The organism is Paractinoplanes hotanensis (assembly GCF_023717965.1).
GTDB classification, from domain to species: domain Bacteria; phylum Actinomycetota; class Actinomycetes; order Mycobacteriales; family Micromonosporaceae; genus Actinoplanes; species Actinoplanes polyasparticus.
Map to the genome: position 1 here is coordinate 80953 of NZ_JAMQOL010000060.1, position 23342 is coordinate 104294.

Sequence of the window (23342 nt, forward strand, 5' to 3'; positions counted from 1 at the left end):
GACGCTGGACTATACCGTGATTCACGGTCGCTCGGGGAGATCGGAGAACGTCAATTTTATGCGGCGGCCTGCAGCGAGTACAGCTCGGCGTAGACTCCGTTGGGCGCTATCAGCTGCGCATGGTTGCCAGCCTCCACGAGGCGGCCGCCGTCCATGACCACGATCAGATCGGCCATCCGGACCGTCGAGAACCTGCGCAACACGAGGATGATGATCGCACCCGTCCGGCGGCCCACTCGCCGGGCGTTCGCCGCATACCGCTCGAACAGCGCATGGTCCGCCTCGGCGTCCAGTTCCGACGTCAGCTCGTCGATCCCGACCGTTTCCCGGGCCCGTAGCTCGAAGCGGACGACGTCCTGGAAGCCGGCCGCGATGCGCCGGCGCCACCCATCCAGCGGGAAGCGCCGGATGTCGATGCTGTCGACCATGATCTCGCCCGCCGTCGCCTCGTAGAACCGGCACAGTAGCTTGACCAGGGTGGTCTTGCCCGCCCCGTTCTCGCCGACGACCGCGACCGTCGCCCCGGCCAGCAGCAGCAGGCCGACGTCCGTCATCACCGGCTTCTCGGTGCCGGGGTAGGTGAACTCGAGGCCGCGCAGCTCGATGCCGTGCCGGAGGAGGTCGGGCACGGTCAGGTCGGCGCCGGTCGGCTGCTGGCTGCGGATGAGCGCGCGCATCCAGCGCAGCCGGGTGAGGCTCCGCGCCATCCGCTGCAACTGCTGCAGCAGCTGCAGGGCGGCGCCGATCTGCTGGTTGACCTGGATCGCCCGGGTCATCACGAGCACCACGTCGCCGACCCGCCCGGCACCGGAGACCGCCTGGCGCAGCACCAGCAGCACGGCGACGACGACGAGCTGGCCCGACGCGACCAGCACGGCCGCGCGCCGGTCACCGGACCACAGCACGGCCCCGGCCCGTTCCCACAGCGCTCGATCGATCTGTCCGGCGATTACGCGGCGTTCGGCCGCCCCACCGTGATCTCGAATAGCATCCGGTCGACGATCCGGCCGTCGGTCAGCTGCACCGCGTGCAGCTCCAGTATGGCTGGGGAAGCGTTGCGGTACACCTGCCGGATCGCCTCCCGGGCTTCCTCGTCGATGGCGCCGTTGTCGGACCAGACGTCGACGTCCTCGACCGACACGTAGCGGCGGGTCTCCAGGTCGGTGCAGCCCGCCTCGCGCAGGAGCGCCGCCAGGTCGCCCGGCATGAAGAAGTGCCGCCGGACCGGGTTGCGCAGGCGCAAAATCTCGAACCACTCGTCCCGGTCCTGCGGCCCGTACGCGCACAGGTTGATGAGCGCGACCCGCCCGCCCGGCCGGGTCACCCGGACCATCTCGCGCACCGCGTCCGGCAGCCGCATGAACTGGATGCCCTGGCGGCAGATGGTCACGTCGAAGGCGCCGTCGGGAAACGGCAGCGACTCGGCCGGCGCGAGGACGAGGTCGTCGAGATAGGGCCGCGCCTGCACCGCCATCGCGGTCGTGATGTCGACGCCGACCAGCCGCTGCACGCGGCCGGCGAACAACCGGGAGACCAGCCCCGTGCCGCAGGCGACATCGAGAACGTGGTGGTGGGGCTGTGGCTCGGTGAGGCTGAGGACGAGGTTGTGGAGCTCGTCGTCGGTGCACCAGGAACTGGACCGGTCATAGCCGCCGGCCCGGGCGGTGAAGTGGGCAACGACGTCGTGGTCGGCGGTTGGCACGGCGCTCCCCGGGGTCGATTCGAAGCGGTTAGATCGGCGACTGGTGATCAATTTCGGATGCCCTGGAATATTGATGGACCACTCTAGACATTCGATCGCTGAGCCGTCTACAGTCGCGGCGGGCGGCCTGGAATAGGCACCACCTTTCCGTGTCGGCCCGATGCCGACGATGAGCACATAGACCTACTGGTCCTGCGGGCGCGCTGCACCGCGGCAGCGGGGGTCGATCCGCATCGTAGCCCTGGCTTCCGCAACCGGGCCGCGGCAAATATTTCCGGTGTGTATCGGGAGGGAACAACGGGATGACCGGTCTCACTGAAGAATTGTTTGAACAGCTTCGCGCGGCATTTGTTGCCGAGGCTTCCACAGTTGTGCGGTTCCGCTACTTTGCGCAGATCGCTGAGATCGAGGGCTCCCTCGAAGCGGCCCGGTTGTTCACCGAACTCGCGGAGAGCGCGGCGTGCGTCGCGCACGGACACCTGGACATCCTGCAGACCGTGACCGACCCGGCCACGGATCGGCCCATCGACGACACCGAGCTGAACCTTGCCGACGCGGTCAGCAGCGAGATGGAGGCGGCCACCGCCGTCTATCCGGCGCTGGGCCGGGAGGCGCAGGCCGAGGGGCTCGCCGACCTCACGAGTTGGTTCGAGACGCTCACCGCGCTCAAGCAGGCGCACCTGGTCAAGCTGACCGCCGCCCGTGAGGTCCTGCTCGGCGGGGCGCCGGCCGCGGCGGTACAGGACAAGTCAACCTCAGAAGGGTAAGGCTGTCGATGGAGTCCCCTTACGACGCGGCCACGATCGTCGTGCTCTCCGGCCTTGAGGGCGTGCGCCGGCATCCGTCGATGTACATCGGATCCGTCGGCGCGGCCGGCTGGCACCATCTGGTCGGCGAGCTCGTGGACAACGCGGTGGACGAGGCGGAGGCCGGCCACTGCCGCACCATCGAGGTCGTCCTGCACCGGGACGGCTCCTGCTCGGTCACAGACGACGGCCGCGGCATCCCGGTCGACCCCCACCCCGACAGCCGGCGGCCGGCCGCCGAGGTGCTGCTCACGACGCTGCACTCGGGCAGCAAGTTCCAGCCCGGCACCTACCGCACATCCGCCGGCCTGCACGGCGTCGGGCTGTCCTGCGTCAACGCGCTGTCGGCCTGGCTCGACCTGGACGTGTGGCGCGACGGTGGGCACTACCGCCAGTCCTACGCCCAGGGCGTGCCCACCGCCGAACTGCAACGCGTCGGCGACCCGGACCGACGCGGCACGCGGATCCGCTTCCTGCCCGACGAGACTGTCCTGGAGCCGGTGCAGTTCTCGGCCGACGTCGTATGCAGCCGGCTCGAAGAGGTCGCGTTCCTGCATCCCGCGCTGACCCTGCACCTGCGCAACGAGCGCACCGGCGAGCATGTGCAGCTGTCCTACCAGTCGGGCGTCGGCGGGCTCCTGCGGCACCGGCACCGCGAAGCGGTCTGGGTCCATCAGGAACCGATCACCGTCCGGCACGAGGCGGAGGACTTCGCGCTCGAAGCGGCGTTCTGCTGGACCGACGGCTACACCGAGGACATCCACAGCTTCGTCAACAGCGTCCGCACCGAGCACGGCGGCGCCCACGTGGACGGGCTCCGCGCCGCTCTGGCCGAGGTGATCAACGAGTACGCGCGATCGCGCGGGCTGCTCGACGCGGCTATGGGTGAGCGGATCACCACGGTCGACATCCTGGAGGGCCTGGCCGCGGTGGTGGCGGTCCGGATGAGCAACCCCCGCTTCGACGGCCAGACGAAGAAGCGGCTGCAGAGCGGCCAGGTAACCGGGTCCGTCCGCGCTGCGGTGGCGGCAGCGCTGGACCGTCAGCTCGCCCTGGACGACGATCTCGGCCAGCGGCTGGTCAAGCGGACGCTCGACTCGGCCCGGGCGCGGCTCGCGGCCCGGCTGGCCAGCCGGGCCGCGGTCGTCCGGCACCGCACGATCGAGATCGACTACGCCGTGTACCAGCGCCAGTTCGGCATCCGCTCGCGCAACTGGCACGACTCGTGCTCCTGGCTTACCGACGAGGGCCTGCTCGCGCGGCACGCCGACCTGTGCGACGTCGCACCGGACGCGCGGATGCTGGACGTCTGCTGCGGCAGCGGCGTGGTGGGCAACGCCTTCCGCGGTCGCGTCGGCGAGATGGTCGGCCTGGACATCACGCCGGAGATGGTGGCTCTCGCCTCGCGCCGTCTGGACAAGGTCTACCAGGGCACTGTCTACGATCTGCCGTTTCCGGACGCGAGCTTCGACCTCGTGGTCAACCGCGAGGTGCTGCACCTGCTGCCCAACCCGGAGAAGCCCGTTTCGGAGGTCTTCCGGGTGCTCAAGCCCGGCGGCCAATTTATCGTCGGCCAGATCATGCCGTACGGCGACGAGGACGCCTACTGGATGTTCCGGATCTTCAAGAAGAAGCAGCCGCTGCTGTTCCAGATGTTCCGCGAGCCCGACTTCCGCCGGCTCCTGCTAAGCGCGAGGTTCACCGGCCTGGAGATGGACGAGTACCTGCTGTGGGAGTCGATCGACAAGTGGATCGACACCCACGAGACGACGCCCGCCCACCGGCAGGAGATCTACCGCCTCTTCTACGACGCCCCGGCGCACGTCCGGGCGGTGCACCCGTTCGAGGTGGGCGCCGACGGCTCGGTGCGGGACCAGTGGCGCTGGTGTGTCTACTCGGTGCGGAAGCCGTGTTGAGCGGAACCCTCGATGGACTGACCGGCAGCGACCTGTTCGCGGACCGGCTGGCCGCGCTGCGGGTGCGGCGGCGGCCGATCGTCAGCGGCTTCACCCGCCGGGTCCAGGACGTGGTGCTGCTCGTGTGCAGCTCGCGCAGCGGCTCCAGCATGCTCGCCGAGATGCTCCGCCGGACGTCGGCGCTGCTGCACCTGCGGGCGGAGTTCAACCCCTACCTGCGGCTGGCCGGGCTGGCCTACCCGGACAGCGGGACCGGCTCGGACCAGCTCGACGCCCGGCACCTGGCGGCGCTGACGCCCGGGCAGCGGCTCGTCTTCGAGGAGGAGTTGTCCCTCGACGTCGGCCGGCCGGACCCCGCCGTCGACGACGAGCAGTTCCTGCTAGACGCCGCCTGGCGGTTCGCGGTGCAGTGGCCGGCCATGCGGTTCGACCTCGCCGACTGGCTCGACACCGGCCGTCGGGTGCTGGCCGCCGTGCGGACCCGGCAGCACGACTGGAACCCCGCCCATCCGGCCGACGTCGCCCGGTTCCAGACCCTGCTCTTCGAGGCCCTCGCGGCCTGTGGCCTGCCAGTCCGGCTGGCGTACTACGACCTGCCGCACGCGAGTCGGCGCCCGGGGCCGGACGACGCGCGCGGTGCGCCGGGCGACGTGCTCGTCGAGGAACCGCCGTTCGTGCTGAGCCTCGGCTGGCGCTATGCCGACGAGCGGGACCTCGCGACCCGGCCGCTCGTGATCAAGACCCCGAGCAACGCGTACCGGCTGGGCTTCCTGCGGGCGCTGTTCCCCAATGCCCGCACCTGGGTCCTGCACCTGACCCGCAACCCAGCCGCGTCCATCAACGGGTTGTACGACGGGTGGCTGCACCACGGGTTCCACGCGCACCGCATGGAGCGGCCGCTGTCGATCCAGTCGTACGGCGTGGACCGGCCTGAGGACCGCTGGTGGTGGAAGTTCGACCTGCCGCCGGGCTGGCAGGAGTATACCGGCGCGACCCTGCCGTGCGTATGCGCCCTGCAGTGGCGCTCGTGCCATCGTGCGATCCTCGAGTATGTCGCCGGATCCGGCCTGCCGTACCTGCGGGTGCACTTCGAGGACCTGATGCACTCGCCGCAACGGCGCGCCGCGGTCCTCGCCGGGATCACCGGCTGGCTCGGCGTGCCGATGGACGAGGCGCTGCGCGAGATCGCCCGCCACGGGCTGCGGGAGCCGGTCGCGGCCACAGTACCGCCGGGGCTCGGCCGATGGCGGCGGCGGGCGGAGATGGTGCAGGCCGCGGTCGGGCCGCAGGAACTGGAGCTGGCGGAGGAACTCGGCTATGCCGACGACGACGTCTGGGTCTGAGCTGGCAGCCGCGGTGGCGCCGGTCCCCAGCACACTCGGTGGCGCCGGCTGGTCCGCCCGCGTCGCCGGCCACGCCGAGGAGGTGCGCGCGGGCCTGCTCTGGACCCGGTGTGGCTACCGGTCCGAGTCGGCGCCGCTGCTCGCGGTCATGCTCGGCTGGCCGCCCGACAGCATCGCCGCGATCGCCGAACCGGCCGCGGCGCTGATGACCGGGGCCGTGGACCTGGGCGCGATGCGCGCCGAAACCGAGGCGGTCGCCGCAGCGTTCGAGAGCGCCGGGGTGCGGGTGCTGATCGCGCGGCCGGATGCCGGCACCCGACCCAATTTCGTCTTCATGCGGGACCTGTTCGTCACCACGCCGGACGGGATCGTGCTTGGCCGGGTCGCGTCGCGGCAGCGGGCCGGCGAGGAGCGGTACGCGGCCGCTGCACTGGCCGCCGCCGGCTATCCAATCCTGGCGACCGCCGCCGGCCACGCCACGCTGGAGGGCGCCGACGCGCTGTGGCTGGACCGGAACACGGTCATGGTCGGGATCGGCTTCCGCACCAACGCGGCCGGCGCCGAGTGCCTGCGTCGCGTCCTCGGCGACCAGGGGGTCGCGGTCGTCACGACCACGCTCGGCCGGGGCGTGCAGCACCTGCTCGGCGCGGTGACGTTCCTCGACGAGCGGCTGGCGGCGCTGCACGGCGGCGCCGCGACCGGCGAGCTGCGGGCGCTACTGCGCTCGCGCGGCATAGAGGTGGTGGAGCTGGCGCCGGACGACGAGGTGCGGGCCCGCCGGGCCATGAACCTGGTGGCGCTGGGGCCGCGGCGGGTTCTCATGCCGGCGGGCGCGCCGGGCGTCCGGCGTCGCCTGGAGCGCTCGGGCGTAGAGGTGGCCGAGATCCGGGTCGATCAGCACATTCGGGCCGCCGGCGCGCTGGGCTGCATGACTGGCATCCTGCGCCGCGACGAAGGGAAGCCTGGCAGTATCGAAAAAGGTCGATAGAAAGACGAGAGAGGGGTCCCACCCATGCCACGTCAACTCTCATTGGCTCCAGAACTCTACACCAACGCGGACAGCTCGGTCGACGCACGCTACATCCAGCAGATGCGGGGCCAGGATCACACCCCGGTGCCGACGGACCCGACGCTGCCGCGGTTCACGCTGGTCGTCGGCCCCTCGCCGTTCACCATGCCGCGCGGCTGGGAGTTCTTCCTGACCTCCCCGTACGAGGGGGCGTCCTACATCTCCACGGTCCTGCACAACGCCGGCTACCCGGTCCGGATCGTCGACGTCCGCTACACGCCGGACCCGTTGCAGGCCGCCTACGACCAGATCATTGGGCAGACCGACGTGCTCGGCGTTTGTACCTTCGAGGACAACTACCCCTTCTGCAATGAGCTGATGTCGCAGGTGCGCGAGAACGCGCCGGAGATCCCCATCATCTGCGGCGGATCGCTGGTCACCTCGGCGCCCCATTTGTTCATGGAGCACACCGCCTGCGACGTCGCCGTCATCAGCGAGGGTGAGATCACCATCCTCGAGCTTATGGAGAGCTACGTCGCCGGACGCTGGGCGCAGGAGCTTTCCACCATCAACGGCATCCTGTACCGCGGGCCCGAGGGCGAGGTGAAGCGCACCCGGCCGCGCGGTCAGATGATGGACCTCGACGCGCTGCCGCGCATGCGCCTGGAGCTGTGGCCGCAGTCGCAGAGCCCGATGGGGCTGCAGCCGCAGATTATCTCCTCGTACAGCCGCGGCTGTAAGATGGACTGCTCGTTTTGCTACCGCACCACCCCGCAGGTGCGCGCCAAGTCGCCGGAGAAGATGAACGCCGACCTGTCGTGGCTCAAGAGCCGCTACGGCATCGAGTTCACCTTCTTCGTCGACCTGACGTTCAGCTCGCACCGCGGCCAGACAATCGAAATGTGCGACGTCATCAAGGACCACGACCTGCGCTGGACGTGCCTCACCAGGTGCGCGGACATGGACAAGCCGCGCATCGACGCGATGCGCGAGGCAGGCGCCGACATCATCCTGTACGGCGTCGAGTCGCTCGGCTCCGACGTGCTGCGGGAGGCCCGCAAGGGCAACTCGGAGAACATCACCGTGCGCGCCATGCGGACCACGTTCGACGGCGGCGTCCGCTTCGGCTCCCTGCTCATCGTCGGGCTGCCCAACGAGAGCGAGGAGTCGCTCAACCACATGGTCAAGTTCGCCGAGACGTACAACCACGTGACCCGCGTGAAGTACCTCTCCGCGATGCCCGGCACCACCGTGTACCAGCAGGCGTTGCAGCAGGGCCTGATGCGCAGCGAGCTGGACCACATCAACTGGCTGTCCATCGAGCAGGCGCTGCACGAGGACGAGTTCCTCAACGTCAGCGGCCTGCCTGAGCGCGCCTGCCGGGACGCCTACAAGCGCATCTACGACGCCTACCAGCCCGGGCCGGTGATGGAGTTCCGCCACTGGCCGGAGCACTTCGAGATGTTCCACCCGCAGCCCTACGACGGCCTCGAGCGCTCGACCTCGTACGCCGGCCAGGGCTGGCGGGCCCGGTCCAGCTCGGCGGCGGCGCCGCTGGTGCCGGGCTCGGAGCGGTTCACCCTCGACCGCGTCGCGAGCCCGGACGTGGCGGCGGCGGGCAGCAGCCTGATGGCCTGCGGGGCCAAGAAGCTGGCCGGCGGGTTGGTCGGCACGGGCACCGTGTGACGGTGAACGCCCGACCGGAGGATGGCGCCAGGCGAAGCGAGGGGCCGGACGGACCGGTGCTGATCATCGGCACCGAGCGCTCCGGCTCCAACCTGCTCCGCCTGGTGCTCAACTCGCACTCCCGCATCGCCGTGCCACATCCGCCACACTTCATGCGGTACCTGGCCCCGGTCGCCGACGCCTACGGTGACCTCACCGTTGAGGACAACCGCCGGCGCCTGGTGCGCGACGCGGGCCTGCTGCTGGAGCGGCATATCTCGCCCTGGCCGCACCGGATCGACCGCGATCTGGCCGTGGCCCGGGCGGCGCCCTCGCTCTTCGGCGTGGTCGCCGAGTTCTACGAACAGTACCGGCAGGCCGAGGGTAAGGCCCGCTGGGGCTGCAAGAGCACCTTCATGGTCGACCATGTCGCGGACGTCCTCGCGCAGTATCCGGCGGCCCGGTTCATCTGGCTCGTGCGGGATCCCCGCGACGTGGCCGCATCCGCGCGCCGGGCGGTGTTCGGGCACTGCCATCCGTACCTCACGGCGGTGCTCTGGACGCGGCAGCAGCGCACGGCGTCGGCGGCGCTGGCCCGCTACGGCCCCGAGGTCGTGCACCGGCTGCGGTACGAGGACCTGGTCCAGGAGCCCGTCGCGGCGATCACGCGGATGTGCGGGTGGCTGGGGGAGAGCCCGGAGCCGGCCATGTTCGCGCACGACCGGACCCCACAGGCCCAGGCGCTCGCCAGCCTGTCCGAGTCGTGGCGCAACGCCGCCCGGCCGGTGACCGCGGCCAGCGTCGGCACCTGGCGCGGCCGCCTCGGCCCGCCGGAGGTCGCGCAGGTGCAGGCGGTCGCCGGGCCGATGATGGCCAAGCTGGGCTACACGGCCGCGACCGGGCTGCCGGCTGCGGCCGTGCCGCCGGCGCTGCTGCGGCTGCGGGAAGGCACGCTGCGGGCCGGCGTGGAGTACCGCTCGCTGCGGCGTGACCGCAACACGCTGCGGCGTTGGTGGCGCGACGCGACCGTGCACTACATCCGCGCCCGGGCGCGGAGGTTGTAACTGCCGAGAATGTCATCCGGGCAGGGCATCGCGAACGGCCGGCCGCTGGTCCGCTACCCGGGCCGATCACGGACCCGCACCGCCTCGCCCACCTTGAACATCCACCGCCGTGACCACCTCGGCGGCATCCTCCACGAATACGATCATGCCGCCTGACAGAGATGATGTTGATGAGCACCTCCCGCCCAGGGTCTGACCCACCGCCTGACTGACTTCGGATCTTCAACGGGATCTGTCGGCCTCGGTCGGAAGGTGCTCGTGCACTCATCGGACGTGGCGTTGCGACTTCATAGGAGCCTGGCCAGAGGCCCATCTCTGTCTTGTCCGCGTTTCCCGGCTGGTGCGTGCCACCCTGCCCCAGTCACGAACGACAGGACGACGATGCCTCCTATTACACCTGACCCAGCCGCGATCGAGGTCGCCGGTGGAGTCGACACCCACCTGGACACCCACACTGCGGCGGTGATCGACCCGCCGTGGGGGGGGGGGGGGGGGGGGGGCCCCCCCCCCCCCCCCCCCCCCCCCGGGCGGCCGGTTACGCCGCGCTGCTGGCCTGGATGCGCGGGTCCGGCCGAGTAGGGCGGGACGGGGTCGAGGGCACCGGCGTCTACGGCGCAGGACTCGCCCGCTGCCTACACGGCGAAGGCGTCGAGGTGATCGAGGTCGACCGACCGGACCGTAAGACCCGCCGGTTCCAGGGCAAGTCCGACCCGATCGACGCGATCGCGGCGGCCAAGACGGCCCTGGCCGACGAACGCACCGGTACCCCAAGCACCGCGAGGGCCGTGTCGAAGCGTTGCGTAACCTGCGGCTGGCCCGCCGCAGCGCCATCGACCAGCGCGCGATGCCCAACGACAGATCAAGGCCCTGATCGTCACCGCCCCCGACGGGTTACGCACCCAGCTGCGCGGCCTGGCCGTCAAAGAGCTGATCGTCGCCTGCGCGAATCTGCGGCCCGACCGGGCCGACGCCGCGACCCGTCCACCGCCGCGAGGATCGCCCTACGCTCGCTGGCCCGCCGCCACCAGCAGCTCAGCACCGAGATCGCCGACCTTGACGAACTCCTCGAACCGCTGATGGCCGCGATCAACCCCGCCCTGCTGGCCGGCGACGTCGGCGCCGACGTCGCGTCGTGCTCTGCCGCCTGCACTGGAACCCCCGCACCCGCGTACGCCGAACGCCGCACCAAAGAAGGCCTGTCCAAGAAAGAAATCATCCGATGCCTCAAGCGCTACGTCGCCCGCGCGCTCAACCAACTCATCACATCAAACGATCTTGAACTGGCCGCTTGACATCCATAGGAGCATCCTGCCCGAATGATATTCTCGGCAGTCACAGGCGGAAGTCCCGGCGCCGGATCGAGCCGCTGGTCGCGTCGTGGGATCACGAGTCCGGCTTCCCGCTGTCGGTCGAGTCTCAGGGCACCATGGACTACTCGCCCTGGCTGGCCGCGCCGCGCTCACGTCGCAGCGAGCGCGGCGACGCGGCGACGCACCTCGGCCGGGCCCATCGCCGACGCCACCGCGTACAAGTCGGGGCTTCGGGTGCTCCCGGTGAGCGCCACCCGGATGATCTGCGAGGCCTCCCGGATCGAACCGTGGTAGAGGTCCGGCCTGGCCTTGTGCTCCTTCGGCGTGGCCGCGAAGCCGTTTTCGGCCGCGAGGGACCGGATCTGCCCGAACCACTCCTGCGCGTCTGGCAGCGGCTGGTAGGTCGCCGAGAAACTATCGGCCATCGCTCGGACCACCTCGGCAGGCAGGTTTTCCAGCGGGCCGCCGTGCAGGCTGGTGACGGGCGTGAACAGCTGTGGAAAGAAGAAGCCGTAGACCGCGCGGAAGTCCGACCATTTGCGCAGGTCCTTGCGAGGTTTGTCCACGCCGTCGCGCTCGACGGCGAGGGCGCGCACGGCGAGATCCGGTTCTGCCGCGAGGACCTCGGCCAACTCGGGGTCGTACTGGCGGGCCCACTCGGTCACCGCCGCGAGGATCTCGACGCCGGACATGGCCGCGACGTGGTCGGCGGAAATGCCCTCGAGCTTGACCATGTCGACCAGCGAGCCCGACACACCGCACTCGTCGAGCCGGATCGGGGCGGCCAGCGCCTCGGCCTCGGGGATGTCCGCCAACCGCCCGTTGATCAGGCCGCGCAGGTAGGCGAGGACGGGCTCGGGCGGATATCCAGCGCGCAGGTAGAAGTCGACCGACGCCTCGGGGTCCTTACGCTTGGATAGCTTGCGCTTGTTGCCGCGGTCGAGTTTGAGCAGCGGCGCGATGTGCGCGTACTGCAGCCGGTCGAAGCCCAGAGCGTCGAAGAGCTGGAGGTGAAGCGGAACCGAGGAGAGCCACTCGTCGGCCCGCAGCACCAGGTTTACCCGCATGAGGTGATCGTCGACGGTGTGCGCGAGGTGATAGGTCGGCAACGGCAGCGGCTGATCCGAGCTCTTGAGGATCACCACGTCGTTGCGGTTGGCATCGAACTCGATGCGGCCGCGGATGGCGTCCACGTACGAGATCCGCTCGCCGGGCGCCACCTCGCTGCGGAAGCGGACGACGTACGGGCGGCCCACGGCGAGCGCCTCGCCGACCTTGCTCTGCGGCGCGTCGCGCCAGATCGCCCACCGGCCGTAGTACCCGGTCGGCACCTTCGCGGCCTGCTGCGCGGCGGTCTGCTCGGCCAGTTCTTCGCGGGTGGCGAAACAGAGGTAGGCATGCCCGCGGCGCATCAGGTCGCGGACGTAGCTGAGGTAGATCTCCGCCCGGCGTGACTGCAGGTAGGGACCGTAAGCGCCGCCGATCACGTCGGACTCATCGGGCGGCAGCCCGAAATAGGTGAACGCGCGCTCGAACTGATCGCGGACGCCCGGTACCTCGCGGGCCTGGTCGGTGTCCTCCACCCGGAGCAGATAGCGACCGCGGGCGGCGTCGGCGAGGCTGCGGTCGATGAGCGCGACGTAGATGCCGCCGATGTGCAGCGGCCCCGTCGGACTGGGGCAGAAGCGCGTCACCATCGCGTCCGGCGGCAGTCCGCGCGGCGGGTACCGCTGCTCCCAGTGGGAAGGCTCCGGCAGATCCGCGGGAAACAGCGAGTCGACAAAGGAAACGCTCGGCATTCGTGCTCCCGCTCGAGTGGGCCTGGGCACCGATCACGCCTCCACATTGCCGGTCGAGGCCCGGGACGGCCGGTTCACTGACTGACTGGCATTCTATGCCTCAAGCCAGTCGGCGCTGCCGCTTGGGCGGAGAGGCCCTTAGCCACGCGAATCGGGCAAAGTTTCACCAATTACCGGGATGGGTCAGCCAGGGGCGTCCGAAAGCATTTCGGCAGACACGCGGTCGACGGCGGTCACGGGCAACCGCGTCGCAGGTACAAGCGCCTCCTCGACCACCAAGACCCCTCCAATGTCGCGCCAGCAACGCTCTCCCTGCAGTTCAGAAGGCACGTCGAGCAGCGCAGGGTGAGCGTTCAGTCGAGGGCTCGAATGCTCGGCAGGAGCCCAAACAAATCTGCGACGCCCGATCCGGCTAGCGCGCCGCATCAGCATTGCCTGACCGCCAACTGGTAGCGCCCCGACCGGGGCGGCGTCGGCGAGGCTACGCAGGTTCGCCGAACGCATTCCGCCAGCCCGGCTGTTCCACGCAAGCAAGATGGACGGCCCGGGATAGGCTGTCGACCGTCGTCGAGTACATGGATAGATGTGATCACACAAGACGAGCTCTCTGACTGGATCCTCATCGCCCTCGGTGAACTTGACGGCAGCGCGCGCCGCGATCGCGTCCTTCGCGTAATGGAAGGTTCACTCGGGGGTCGACTTACGGCCGACGATCACGCGCCGCGCACCAATGGCGAAGCAGCGTGGAGGAACAACGCCTCCTTTGCGCGAAAAGAGTTGGTTGCAGAGAAGCTGCTCCTGTCGACGGCGCAGGCCGGGCACGGCATGTGGACGTTGACACCGAGGGGAGCGCGCCGATCTCGTGCCTTGCGGTCACGCCAAGACGCATCACTTTGCCCCGCGTTCCGATCAATCGCCGCAAGGGTCGCCTGGTCGACCACTGCCGGACGGTCTGTCGGGCTCGTCCCGGTCGAGCCCACGTTTACCGATAACGCCCTACTCAAGCTCGCCACCCAGCACCGAGACCGGGTCAAGATTCAGCGCTTCACCGCCCATGAGGAGGCTCAAAACGGCGCCGACTGGGAGTGGTGGATCCGCGACCATCACCGCTACACCGGGTTCCGGATTCAAGCCAAGCGCGCCAATCCACGCACAGGACGAGTAGCCCTCGATCAACCGGCGGCAGGCGGGGCGCCCTTCGACAAACAGGTCGAGGCATTCGTCAATCGATGCCGGGCTGACGGCGTCCCTGGCCTGTACTGCGTCTACAGCGACTGGCAACCCAGGAGCGCCGGCATCTCCGGGCCAGGGCCCTGCCCTCACGGACCCGCCGACGCCGCCCAATGGGGTTGTACCGTCCTGCTCGCTGAGACAGCGCATCGCCTCGCGACTTGGAAACGGTGTGACGCCGAGACGGTCCTGGCCGCCGGTATGCCGTGGTACCACCTGGTTTGCGACCCGAGCGAAAGCCTTATCGTCGGAGTTCACCGCGTCTTCAAACGCCTGATGGAGCCTGAAATTGCGATCCGCGGCGACAACGACCAGGCGCCATGGCGCGACTTCCTGCCCCCTGCTACGCAACCGCCGTCCCAGGTGACAGCATTCTTCGAGCAGGGCGCCCAGGTCTTGGAACCGTGGAGCGACATTGCGGGCGTCGTGCTGATCAACGCCTCGTCCGCCGGCGCATCCAGCATCACAGACTCATGACCACGACCCAACGCACCCATCGCCCGGTCGGCTGAGCCCGCGGCTTCCTACTCAAGTCGATCTAGGGATTGAGGACATCCCAGCGTTGATGCCACTGTCCAATGCGTTCAACCGTAATGACGGTGTGGTCACTCGTGGGACTGCGCGGACGCTCACCGCCAACGCTGGCCAACCATGCATCGTGGTGCTGACGGACATCGCGGTCTACCCAATCCGTCGGCGCCAGATAGAAGTCCGGCGTCTCGCCTGTGAGGTCGACGAAGATCACGGCGTGAGCGTTCTCCACCGTCGGCGCGCTCACCTTCGCCTGCCAGGGCGCCCCTGCCTGCCGGCGCGACAACACCTGAACAGTACGGCCGTCGACAGAAAGCCGGGTACGAGCGCCAACCACCTCGACCTGGTAGCCGTGCGAAGCGACGGCCGCGGCAGCGTAAAATCGCGCGACTTGGTGTACCTGATGGTTGTTGAGGTGTCCAAGATCCATCACCAGTCCTCCTGCCTAACGCGCGGGTCCATGAGGATGGCCCAGGTGTAGGGCGCACCTTGCCGCCCCGCAAGTTGCCCCGGCCCAGCCGCGGGCAGGCGTGGTAGAGCTTTGGCGAAATTGGTACGGGATAGGTTCCGGTTCGTGCGGTCGACGCGCAAATAGTTGCCGGGAACCTGGTAGGTGAAGGGCAAGCCGCTTACCGTCCGGAACTCTTGTCCGGCACAGTCGCGTATGCGCTCCCATACCAGCTCGATCGTCGTCACCGCACTATCTTGCGCAACTCGCCCGCGCCTGCGAAAGAGCCCGGTCACTTCCGCTGGCCAGCCAGTCACTCCCGCGCCGGCCCTAACGTCGTCTCTGGAGTGGCTACCATGCGCGGATGCACGCCAGCGTCCTGCTCGATATGGTCCGTGGTCCTGAAGCCGAGCGGACTCTACGGTGGTACTTCGCCGAAGACCGGGTTCAGCGCTACACCGGGCGCCGATTCGAGGCATGGCACGGCGGTGGTAACCGCGCCGCCACCCGCGATGTGATCACCGACGATGACCTCATCGCCGTACAGATGCTCAATGTGAGAGTGCCGGCCGAGGTGGCAATCGGTCTCCTCGACGGCGACCTTGGGCGGAAGATCAGCCAGCTGCTGGCTGACATCGACACCAGGATCGAGATGGGCACCCCGGCAGCATCCGACCTGATCACCGAAGAATCCCCCGCCCACCGTGCTTGGCAGTTGCTGAAACAGCAGCACGGCGTCGACTACGTGATCGCCGGCAAGTTGCTCGCCCGGAAACGACCAGCATTGATCCCGGTGTACGACAGCGTGATCCGCTGCCAACTCGGGGCGCCGCCGCGGATGTGGCAGGCACTACACGATCGACTCGCCGCAGACAACGGTCGGCTACGTCAACAGCTGGCCGCGCTACGCGCACATTCGGATATCCCAGTCACGGTAAGCCTGCTGCGCGTCCTCGACGTGGTGCTGTGGATGCGACACCACAGCCAGCACAGGAAACGGAACTGCCCTGCCTTCGGCACCGTGCCGCTGAACTAAGAGAACGTTCACCGAGCACGGCGGTCACCGTACAACCACGTCGCAGGTACAAGTGCCCTGCCCGGCTTCTACCGACTCGCCAACCCGCGCCAGCAGCAGTCTTCCCGCAGGTCAAACCCCACGTCGGGAGGCGTAGGGGCGAGCGTTCAGTCGAGGGCTCGAACCCTCGGCAGGAGCCCAAACATATCTGCGACGTCCGGTGCGGCTAGCACACCGCATCAGCATTCATTGAGGGCACGCATCTCGTGGCGCTGCCACCCGATCAGGTCCTGACCGGGCATACCGCTCCGCGAGGCGTTCCTGCAAGAACTGGTGCCTGAACTGGAAGCTCGGCCCGTTCTGCCGCAGGATCCCGCGGTCATACGCCTCGTTCAGGAACGTCATCATCCGCCACGGCAGCTTCCCTTGCATCGCATAGATGAGCCGCCACAACGAATACGCGCCGTATCGCGACTGGGCTACAGCGATCAGCAGGCCCGCCGTCGCGCCGTAGGTGAACGTGGTGCTCAGCGCCGCGACAACACCAACGTAAGCAGCCGTGTCCTGCGCCGCGGTGCGAATGCCAGCCGCCAGGCCCACCGCGACTGCGATGATCATCAGCGCGGCCAAGAACGTGCGCCGATCCTGATGCAGCAGCCTCTGGGGGGACATCACCAGGTCACCGGGCAGTGCGTGGCCTTCGGCACCGAAAGCGATCGCAGCGGCCACGCCGCTGGTCAACGCGATCGGAATCAGCCAACCGGCGGGGATACCGCTGAATCCGGCTGCGACCGCAACCACGACGCCCAGGATGGCGCCGCCGAGGGTGCCGAGCCAGGTGAGCCCGCGCGAGTGCGATGGGAACTGCCTCCGTGACACGTCCCTCGAAACCTGTACGGCGAGCCCAAACGTGACGCCGAACATCAACCCGTAGGCGAATCCGGCGGCGATCCCTACCACGACGATCGCGAACATTCCGGCGTCGAGCGGGCTGACGAAAAGCGATCCACGGGTCGCGCCGGGCCGGCGACGCAGGGTATGCAGCGCATACGCCACAATCAGCCCGGTGCTCAGACCGGTGATCGGTCCTCGCGTCCACCCGGCGGACCACGCATCCAAGCCCCCGGTCACGACGGCCAGCAGCAGGGCACAAGTCCAGATGCCGAATCTGCCTCCGGCGTTCCGGTGAAGTGGCGCGAGCCGGTCTGGATGCTGGACGAACCAGATGGCGACTGCGACTCCGAGTGCTTCCGCTACTGCCCGGGTCCAGGGATTCGACATGTCGGCCCGCGCGCTGTACCCCATCCCGTTGAGACCGAGAGTAACCACTCCGACAACGGCCGCTGTGAACCAGGCCCGCCATACCTTCCGCTTCCGTTCGTACAGCGGGATGCCTTGCCCTGCCGGATGAGCCCGCCACGCGGCGAGCCAGGTCATTGCACACCAGACTGCTATCCCGACCGCCCAGCCGTCAGCCGGTCCGATCCTCCAGCCGTCGGTGACGTCCGGGCGGGCGTCGTCGGTCAGACTGTCGAGAATCCCGACGAGAAGTCCGGCGATCACGGCGCAGGCGATCGGCCTGACATGACCCGGCCTCGTCGGGGCGGCACCGTCCTCGCGCGGGGTGAGACGTACAACGGACCACAGGAGCAAGCCGGCCACCAGGGCTGACAGGAGCCAACCGTTGACGATTTCGTCTCCGCGGCTGGCCCAGCCGTCTACGAACCCGGCGCCGAAGCCTTGGGTCCACGGGGTGCCGGTCAGTGAACCGGTTGACGGGGTGGTGGCCTGGATGAACGCTCCGGCCGTGGCCACGACGCATGCGAAGGCGGGGAAATGCCACCACTGGGGGCGTCGGACGGCGAGCGGGCGCCAGGCGAATCCGCCGGCGATCGCTGCGCCGACGGCAAGGTCGTAGCTGGCGCTGACGGTGCCTGCAATGTAGGCGCCGAGTGCGGCGAGCAGGCCGGCCCGCGGGTTCCTCGTCAGCGCCGCTATCGAGACGAAGCAGATCGCGGCCGCCGCGGCGACCCGCCCACCGGCCACCAGTCCTAATTCGAGTTGCTGGTAAATCCATCCGTTGAAGATGGCTGCCGACAGAAATGTCCAGATCGCGATCCCGGCCAGCGCCGCGAGGTACGCCCAGAGCCGGTGGCCGCCACGCTTGGCGGTTGGCGCGGGCCGGAGGTCCCACCAGGTCAGGTCAGCGGAGTTCGGTCGCGCGCTCAACGCCGAGGCGAGGAAGCCGAGCCACCGGTCGATCTCCTCCGGATACCACCGGTGCTCGTCGCGGAACCGCACCTCGACATAGCTGTCCAGCAGATGCTGCTCGACCGCCTTTACCTCCGTGAACGCCAGCAGTTCGTCCGGGTCGGGCTGTCGCTCCGAGTTCTCCGGATCAGGTTTCCCGCCCGTGGCGGCGTTGTAGACCGTGTCTGCCAGCATCGCCATCAGCGGCGTTTCAAGGACAGCGGCGAGCGGCCCCCCTTCTCGATCGAGGCCGCGACCCCGTCCCACCGGCCAGGCCCCGACTTGAGCCGCAAAAACCCGACGACGTCGCCAGTACGCTGCGGGAGCAGCCGCACACCAGCCGCCCCGTCCAGCCGAATCGACTCCTGATCCAGCGCGAGTCGCGCATACTCCACCGGGCGGCTGGTCAGCAGCAGCATTCGCTGCGGCCGGTCGTCGTTGCCGTCGTGGTTGAGCCACTGGAGGAACCGTTTCCGATTGTCCGGCGGGAGTTCATCGAAGCCGTCGAGGATGACAGCGATGCGGTTGTTCCGCAGGAGCTCACGCGCGTAGGACCCGGCTCCATCCCCGGGCGCCGTACGCCCCAGAAACCGGTAATTCCGGACGAGCCACCGCTCCAGCCATGCCTCCACGTCGCCGAAGTCCCACGAGGCCACGGGGACCAGAGCGGGAACCACGTCGCCGAAATCGGCCCGACGGTCGAGAAGAACCAGTAGGGTCCTGACCATCAGCTCGGACTTGCCTGCCCCGGCGTCGCCAAGCACGATGAGCCGACGGGACGGTGCACGCGTCAACCAGACGTCAACCAGGTCCAGGTCGGCCCCGGCGAGATCCTCGTCCGATGCGGCCCAACGCTCTCCGCGGCTCGCGCGCGCCCCCGGGCTGTGGGCGATTGTCCACTCTCGGGACGCCGCCACGCTGCTACATACACCCGCAGCGGCCCGACTCCAACCGACCGGCAATCGGTGCCCACCGCTTACCTCCAGCCGAGCGGCCTCCGAAGACCACTGCTTCTGAATTGTCTTCGCGAGACGCTCGGCCACCTCGGCTACCGAGGCACGCGGCCCGCGCCCGAACAAGTAGAAGTTCCAGATGCGAGGCTCATGGTGAACATCGCCGAAAACTTGGCCGGTGTTCGCGAAACCCCCACCAACCGCCGATGCGTCCCCTGAACCGCTGACCTCGCCGCCCTCCGACGGCGACTCGGACGAGCTCACGACCGGGGCCGGCGCCGCACGCCCGTGTTGGACACCGAACTCTTGCCGTCGGCGCGAGCATCTCCGGATCGGCGGACCTGCGCCGGCCGAGCGTCCCCCTCGACATCGACGCCGGTATTGGCCAAGCCGCCCCCGGATGCCTCGGCCTTTCCACTGTTCTCCACGCGATCTGCAGCGCCCTGCGCCGGATCAGGTTCGCCCTTCCCTGTCGGCAGAAGATACGGCGCGACCAGCGCGATCAACGCCACCACCGCGCCGATACTGCTAGCCAGTTTGTCGGCGCGTTCCAACCCGGACGCCACCAGATAGACCACCAAGCCGACAACGATCACCAGAAAGACGGCACGCCCGACCCATACCAGGCGTGCACTGCGACGAGGCACCAAAACACCGCCCACTCAGGCCCTGCGGCACCCCGGAAGGGGGAGCCGACTCCCGAATCAAGCGGCCAGCATAGAACCTAGTGTCAACAAGGAGTGATCAAGAGAAGACAAGTAGTGATCATGGGGGCGCTTTCGGGTAGTACCTCGTTCAACACCCGGCGTCGAAACCTGAGCCGCCATGCCGACCGCTCGCATCCACTCGACCGGAAGACCGGCGGACCGCATCCCGGGGCGGCAGTCGAGGTCGGCGTGACGGCGAGCGTGGCAGATAGGTTCAGGCACTAAAGAGTCACCTCGTTGCCAGCCGAATACGGACCCGCTCGAAGCCGCTACGCGCATTGGGCCAACAGCGGCACCGGTCGACCATGTCGCAGGTGCAAGTGCCCTCCTCGGCCACCAACAGCCCGCCGACGCCGTGTAAGCGGCGGTCTTTCCGCAGGCCAGGCCCTCGTGGAGAGGGGTGGGGGCGAGTGTTCAGTCGAGGGCTCGAACCCTCGGCAGGAGCCCGAACGCATCTGCGACGCCCAGTCCGGCTGACCCGGCGTATCAGCATCACCTGACATCGATGGATTCCGACCGCGCGGTTGCCGACTGACTATATCCTCGTACGCCGGGCGGAGGTCAGAATTCAGAGGGCCGGCGATGACCGTTCGCAGCAGAGTAAGAAGGGTTGGGCTGTTGGTTGCTGTGTCACATCGGCAACGCGGTCTGCTTCCGGCAACTGGGTGTCCTTGGCCGCGCGGGCCGCTGGGGAGGAACTATGGTCCACGCCCGAGCCCCAGGGGATCGGCCACAAATTAATCATGGCTGGAACCCGCCAGAGGAGGAACGCGAGTGATCGGCCCGGCAGCCCGGCAACTGAGCCACACCTCCACCACCACCTCGGCGACCGTGCGGTATCTCCCCAGCGGCGACAACACCGTGCTGCGCGACGCCCTCTACGAAGCCTGGGGACGCAGATGCCACGTATGCCTACGGCCTAAGGCGTTCCAAGAAATTCAGATCGATCACCTCATCGCGCACACCACGGCCGCCGCCGACCTCCAGCGGTTGAAGCAGCAGCATGGCCTGCCCGACGACTTCGACCTCCACGCCCCGGCCAACCTCGCTCCCGCCTGCGGGGACTGCAACGGACAGAAGGGGATCCACGTCCTCGGCCCCGGGCTGCTCGACATCCGACTCCGGAAGGCCGCCACCCGTGAGTCCGAGGTCAGTGCTGCCGTGCAGAGTTTCGCCACCACCCACGCGGTCGGCCGCAGCCTGCGGGTGCTCCGGACGCTCGATCTCAGCGATCCTGCGGCCCGGGCCGCATTCGAACAACACGCGCCCGCCGTCGTGCAGGAGTTGGCGCTGCTGGACGAGAGCAAGGCTGACTACCTGGTCACCCGCAGCCTCGACCTCATCCGCAGCGTCAACGTGGATCTCAGCTACGCCGACCTCGCCGTCGATCTGATCCTGGACGCCCGGGGTCGTACCAGCGCGGCCATAATCGAGGAGATCGGCGGGTGCCCGCTCGCGACTGCCTTGGGACCCGCCGTTGACGGCCTGGCCGTGCAGGTCCGCAGCCACGCCCGAGCCGGGTTGGAAGCTCCTGACGTCGAGGTGGTGTGCTTCATCGCACCGGTGGTCGATGGCGTCGCACTGAGCGTCGCTCACCTGAACTGCATAGATCTGCGGCTAACCATCGAAACGGTGAACGTCGAACGCGACGGCGCGACCCTCTGCGCCAACTTCGGCGGTCGCTTCAGGTGCGGGTTCAGAGGCTCGGTGGTGCGATCCACCTTGTCTGGACACTCGGAAGAATGGAATGGTGAAGTCGGGACGGCCGGTCAGCTACGGATCAACTGCGGCTGGGATCTGACCGCCGGGCTTGGGAGCCCGCAGACCCTGACCATCGAAATCACCGGCTGGGACCACTTCAAAGCCCTGGTGTGGGCGGCGCGACCCAAGCTGCTCAGCACACACAAGAATTGGAATGGGTGAGGGAACGTGAGCTACGACAGTCAGCGCATCGTCAAGGGATAGGGCGGTCACGGACCGTAGCCAGTGGCCCGGCTCCATCAGTTGCCGACAGCACGACGAGCCAGTAGATCACCCCGAGTAGGTGACAGAGGCGGTACGGACCCCGGCCCTCATGGACCCGGGTGTGGTGCGCCGATCCTGCTGCGAGATGCTGCTGCCGTGGATTTTCCCGACGAACCCACGTGGGACGTAGTAGATCGCCTGGCGAGCGGTGGCGCGTTGTCGGCGAGCGGGCACCGTGTCGTCCGGGATCTGTTGACGGACATGAGGTCGATCTTGGGTGCGGACTTCCCTGCCAGGACGTTTCGAAAGTTCCGAGGACTGCCGCCAGAGTTCCTGCTAGCAGCGGGCCACCGGTCCGTTCTCCCGATGTTCCTGGCGTTCGCGCTTCATCTGCGTGATGCTGCATCCGAACCGACGTTTCGCCCCGTAGTCAACGGGGCGGTCGACGGCGTCGATGTCCCGGCCTGGTACCACCTACGGCTACAGCTCGAAACCGCGCGGGCTTGCAGGGAGATGAGCGACTCTGTCACCTTCGAGCCGGACATCCCAGGAACGGACCGGAAGGCGGACCTAAAAGTCGACGCCGACCGTTCACCGTGGTTAGTGGAGACCACCGCCGTCCTCCGCGGAGACGCCGACAAGTCCTGGGAACAATACGAAGACGCGATCGAGCACGCCGTCCGCGCCATCGAGCATCGCCATAACGTGGACTGTGTAGTCTCGCTCGACGACCATCCACCGGACGCCGCCGACGGTGGCGGCCTCGGCCACACCACTGAGGTATGGCTTGCGACCGCTGAGCGCGCAGCCGCAGTGGCACGGACCACCCTGACACCGCAGATCGTGCGCGCTGACCACGGATGGATCGCCGTCTATCCGGAATCTGTCCCGGTCGGCACCACCACTTTCAGCGGGGCGATACAGGAACGCGATGGTTGGAAGCGGTTGCGCCGCGCGCTCGCCGGCAAGGCACGGCAGATTGAGGGGCCGCTTCCGGTATGGGTGCGCATTGATTGCCGCGACGGCTTGTTTCAGTTCACCGACTGGCCTCGCATGCCGCCTCCAGAGCGGATCGCTGCCATGGCAGACGCCATCCGCACCGAGGTGTCGTGGCCAGGCTGTGCGCAGGGTGTTGTCCTGTCCAGCGGCTACGCGACGTCCCTCGGCTCGAACGCCCCGGAAGCCGAGAACGTCACAGCCGACACCGACCGGGGAACATTCCTTCGACGACTAATCGCCCCAGGTTTGGTCCGGGACACCGTGATCCTTCCGTTCGGGCCGGCCGCAGACAGCACCGCGCAGCAGTGGCGCGAGGCCTACGACACGGAGCCACAATGGCTGGACACCGACCTGGCAGCAGCAGGAATGCCCCTGCTCGCGGACTTCTGGATACACGGTCCCTCAGAAGACCACCACGACTCATAGCCTCACGCCACGACGCCTACGACACTCGAAGCCTGGCCTCACGCGCTCAGCCTCTACGTCGATCAGGCATCGCAACGGCGCTCGGCGGCGGATTGAGCGACGCCAGAGGGCGTGGCTTCCCCCTGTACAGGGCGTTCGCAAGGTCGAGATATGACCGTTTTAAGTGAGTCCAAGGAGTTGCAGGGATCGGTGGGGGTCTCGGCT

At 68.3% G+C, this 23342-nt stretch carries 19 protein-coding genes; 11 read left to right on the forward strand and 8 right to left on the reverse strand.

Annotated elements, in window-relative coordinates:
• Positions 1 to 56 precede the first annotated feature (56 nt).
• Both LXN57_RS38945 and LXN57_RS38950 read right to left on the reverse strand, forming a co-directional pair.
• Positions 57 to 905 carry an ATP-binding cassette domain-containing protein gene (locus tag LXN57_RS38945; protein WP_251803240.1) on the reverse strand — a complete coding sequence of 283 codons (849 nt, stop codon included), beginning with the start codon at positions 903 to 905 and terminating at the stop codon, positions 57 to 59.
• A gap of 44 nt (positions 906 to 949) precedes the next feature.
• Positions 950 to 1702 carry a class I SAM-dependent methyltransferase gene (locus LXN57_RS38950; protein WP_251803241.1) on the reverse strand — a complete coding sequence of 251 codons (753 nt, stop codon included), beginning with the start codon at positions 1700 to 1702 and terminating at the stop codon, positions 950 to 952.
• Between the two features lie 302 nt (positions 1703 to 2004).
• On the opposite strand from LXN57_RS38950, the gene LXN57_RS38955 reads away from it, so the two are divergent.
• The 7 genes from LXN57_RS38955 (at position 2005) to LXN57_RS38985 (ending at position 10797) form a co-directional block, all read left to right on the forward strand.
• Positions 2005 to 2469 (forward strand): ferritin family protein, encoded by a 465-nt coding sequence (locus LXN57_RS38955; RefSeq protein WP_251803242.1) that lies wholly within the window; start codon positions 2005 to 2007, stop codon positions 2467 to 2469.
• Positions 2470 to 2477: 8 nt separating this feature from the next.
• The gene (locus LXN57_RS38960; RefSeq protein ID WP_251803243.1) at positions 2478 to 4424 is read left to right on the forward strand and encodes a methyltransferase domain-containing protein; all 1947 of its coding nucleotides are present in this window, start codon (positions 2478 to 2480) and stop codon (positions 4422 to 4424) included.
• On the forward strand, positions 4418 to 5767 hold the full coding sequence (locus LXN57_RS38965) for a sulfotransferase (protein ID WP_251803244.1): 1350 nt from the start codon (positions 4418 to 4420) through the stop codon (positions 5765 to 5767). Before LXN57_RS38960 ends, LXN57_RS38965 begins: the two co-directional genes overlap by 7 nt.
• The gene (locus LXN57_RS38970) at positions 5742 to 6755 is read left to right on the forward strand and encodes a dimethylarginine dimethylaminohydrolase family protein (RefSeq protein WP_251803245.1); all 1014 of its coding nucleotides are present in this window, start codon (positions 5742 to 5744) and stop codon (positions 6753 to 6755) included. Before LXN57_RS38965 ends, LXN57_RS38970 begins: the two co-directional genes overlap by 26 nt.
• A gap of 24 nt (positions 6756 to 6779) precedes the next feature.
• Complete coding sequence (locus LXN57_RS38975; RefSeq protein ID WP_251803246.1) at positions 6780 to 8462, forward strand: B12-binding domain-containing radical SAM protein; 1683 nt, start codon at positions 6780 to 6782, stop codon at positions 8460 to 8462.
• Positions 8463 to 8464: 2 nt separating this feature from the next.
• Positions 8465 to 9505 (forward strand): sulfotransferase family protein, encoded by a 1041-nt coding sequence (locus LXN57_RS38980; RefSeq protein WP_251803247.1) that lies wholly within the window; start codon positions 8465 to 8467, stop codon positions 9503 to 9505.
• 653 nt (positions 9506 to 10158) lie between these two features.
• Entirely contained in the window at positions 10159 to 10797 is a 639-nt protein-coding gene (locus tag LXN57_RS38985; RefSeq protein WP_251803248.1) for a hypothetical protein, read from the forward strand.
• Positions 10798 to 10964: 167 nt separating this feature from the next.
• On the opposite strand, the gene LXN57_RS38990 is transcribed toward LXN57_RS38985, so the two are convergent.
• A complete protein-coding gene (locus LXN57_RS38990; protein WP_251803249.1) occupies positions 10965 to 12614 on the reverse strand; it encodes a glutamate--tRNA ligase in 1650 nt (549 codons plus the stop codon).
• A 585-nt stretch (positions 12615 to 13199) separates the two neighbouring features.
• Between LXN57_RS38990 and LXN57_RS38995 the strand changes: the two genes are divergently transcribed.
• Positions 13200 to 14321, forward strand: a complete 1122-nt coding sequence (locus tag LXN57_RS38995; RefSeq protein ID WP_251803250.1) for a DUF6615 family protein — start codon at positions 13200 to 13202, stop codon at positions 14319 to 14321.
• A gap of 61 nt (positions 14322 to 14382) precedes the next feature.
• Here the strand turns inward: LXN57_RS38995 and LXN57_RS39000 are convergent, their stop codons facing one another.
• Together LXN57_RS39000 and LXN57_RS39005 are read right to left on the reverse strand one after the other, a co-directional pair.
• On the reverse strand, positions 14383 to 14808 hold the full coding sequence (locus tag LXN57_RS39000; protein ID WP_251803251.1) for a hypothetical protein: 426 nt from the start codon (positions 14806 to 14808) through the stop codon (positions 14383 to 14385).
• Positions 14805 to 15071 (reverse strand): hypothetical protein, encoded by a 267-nt coding sequence (locus LXN57_RS39005; RefSeq protein WP_251803252.1) that lies wholly within the window; start codon positions 15069 to 15071, stop codon positions 14805 to 14807. Before LXN57_RS39005 ends, LXN57_RS39000 begins: the two co-directional genes overlap by 4 nt.
• A 116-nt stretch (positions 15072 to 15187) precedes the next feature.
• On the opposite strand from LXN57_RS39005, the gene LXN57_RS39010 reads away from it, so the two are divergent.
• Positions 15188 to 15859: a DUF6308 family protein gene (locus LXN57_RS39010; protein WP_251803253.1), complete on the forward strand. Its 672-nt coding sequence runs from the start codon at positions 15188 to 15190 to the stop codon at positions 15857 to 15859.
• Positions 15860 to 16084: 225 nt separating this feature from the next.
• Here LXN57_RS39010 and LXN57_RS39015 read toward each other — a convergent pair whose 3' ends face one another.
• From LXN57_RS39015 to LXN57_RS39025, 3 genes are all read right to left on the reverse strand, one after another.
• Positions 16085 to 18289: a diacylglycerol/polyprenol kinase family protein gene (locus LXN57_RS39015; RefSeq protein ID WP_251803254.1), complete on the reverse strand. Its 2205-nt coding sequence runs from the start codon at positions 18287 to 18289 to the stop codon at positions 16085 to 16087.
• A complete protein-coding gene (locus tag LXN57_RS39020; protein ID WP_251803255.1) occupies positions 18289 to 19005 on the reverse strand; it encodes an NACHT domain-containing protein in 717 nt (238 codons plus the stop codon). Before LXN57_RS39020 ends, LXN57_RS39015 begins: the two co-directional genes overlap by 1 nt.
• A gap of 296 nt (positions 19006 to 19301) precedes the next feature.
• Entirely contained in the window at positions 19302 to 19637 is a 336-nt protein-coding gene (locus LXN57_RS39025) for a hypothetical protein (RefSeq protein WP_251803256.1), read from the reverse strand.
• Between the two features lie 885 nt (positions 19638 to 20522).
• Here LXN57_RS39025 and LXN57_RS39030 point away from each other — a divergent pair.
• Entirely contained in the window at positions 20523 to 21671 is a 1149-nt protein-coding gene (locus LXN57_RS39030; RefSeq protein ID WP_251803257.1) for an HNH endonuclease, read from the forward strand.
• 408 nt (positions 21672 to 22079) lie between these two features.
• On the forward strand, positions 22080 to 23138 hold the full coding sequence (locus LXN57_RS39035; protein WP_251803258.1) for a hypothetical protein: 1059 nt from the start codon (positions 22080 to 22082) through the stop codon (positions 23136 to 23138).
• The last annotated feature ends 204 nt before the right edge of the window (positions 23139 to 23342 follow it).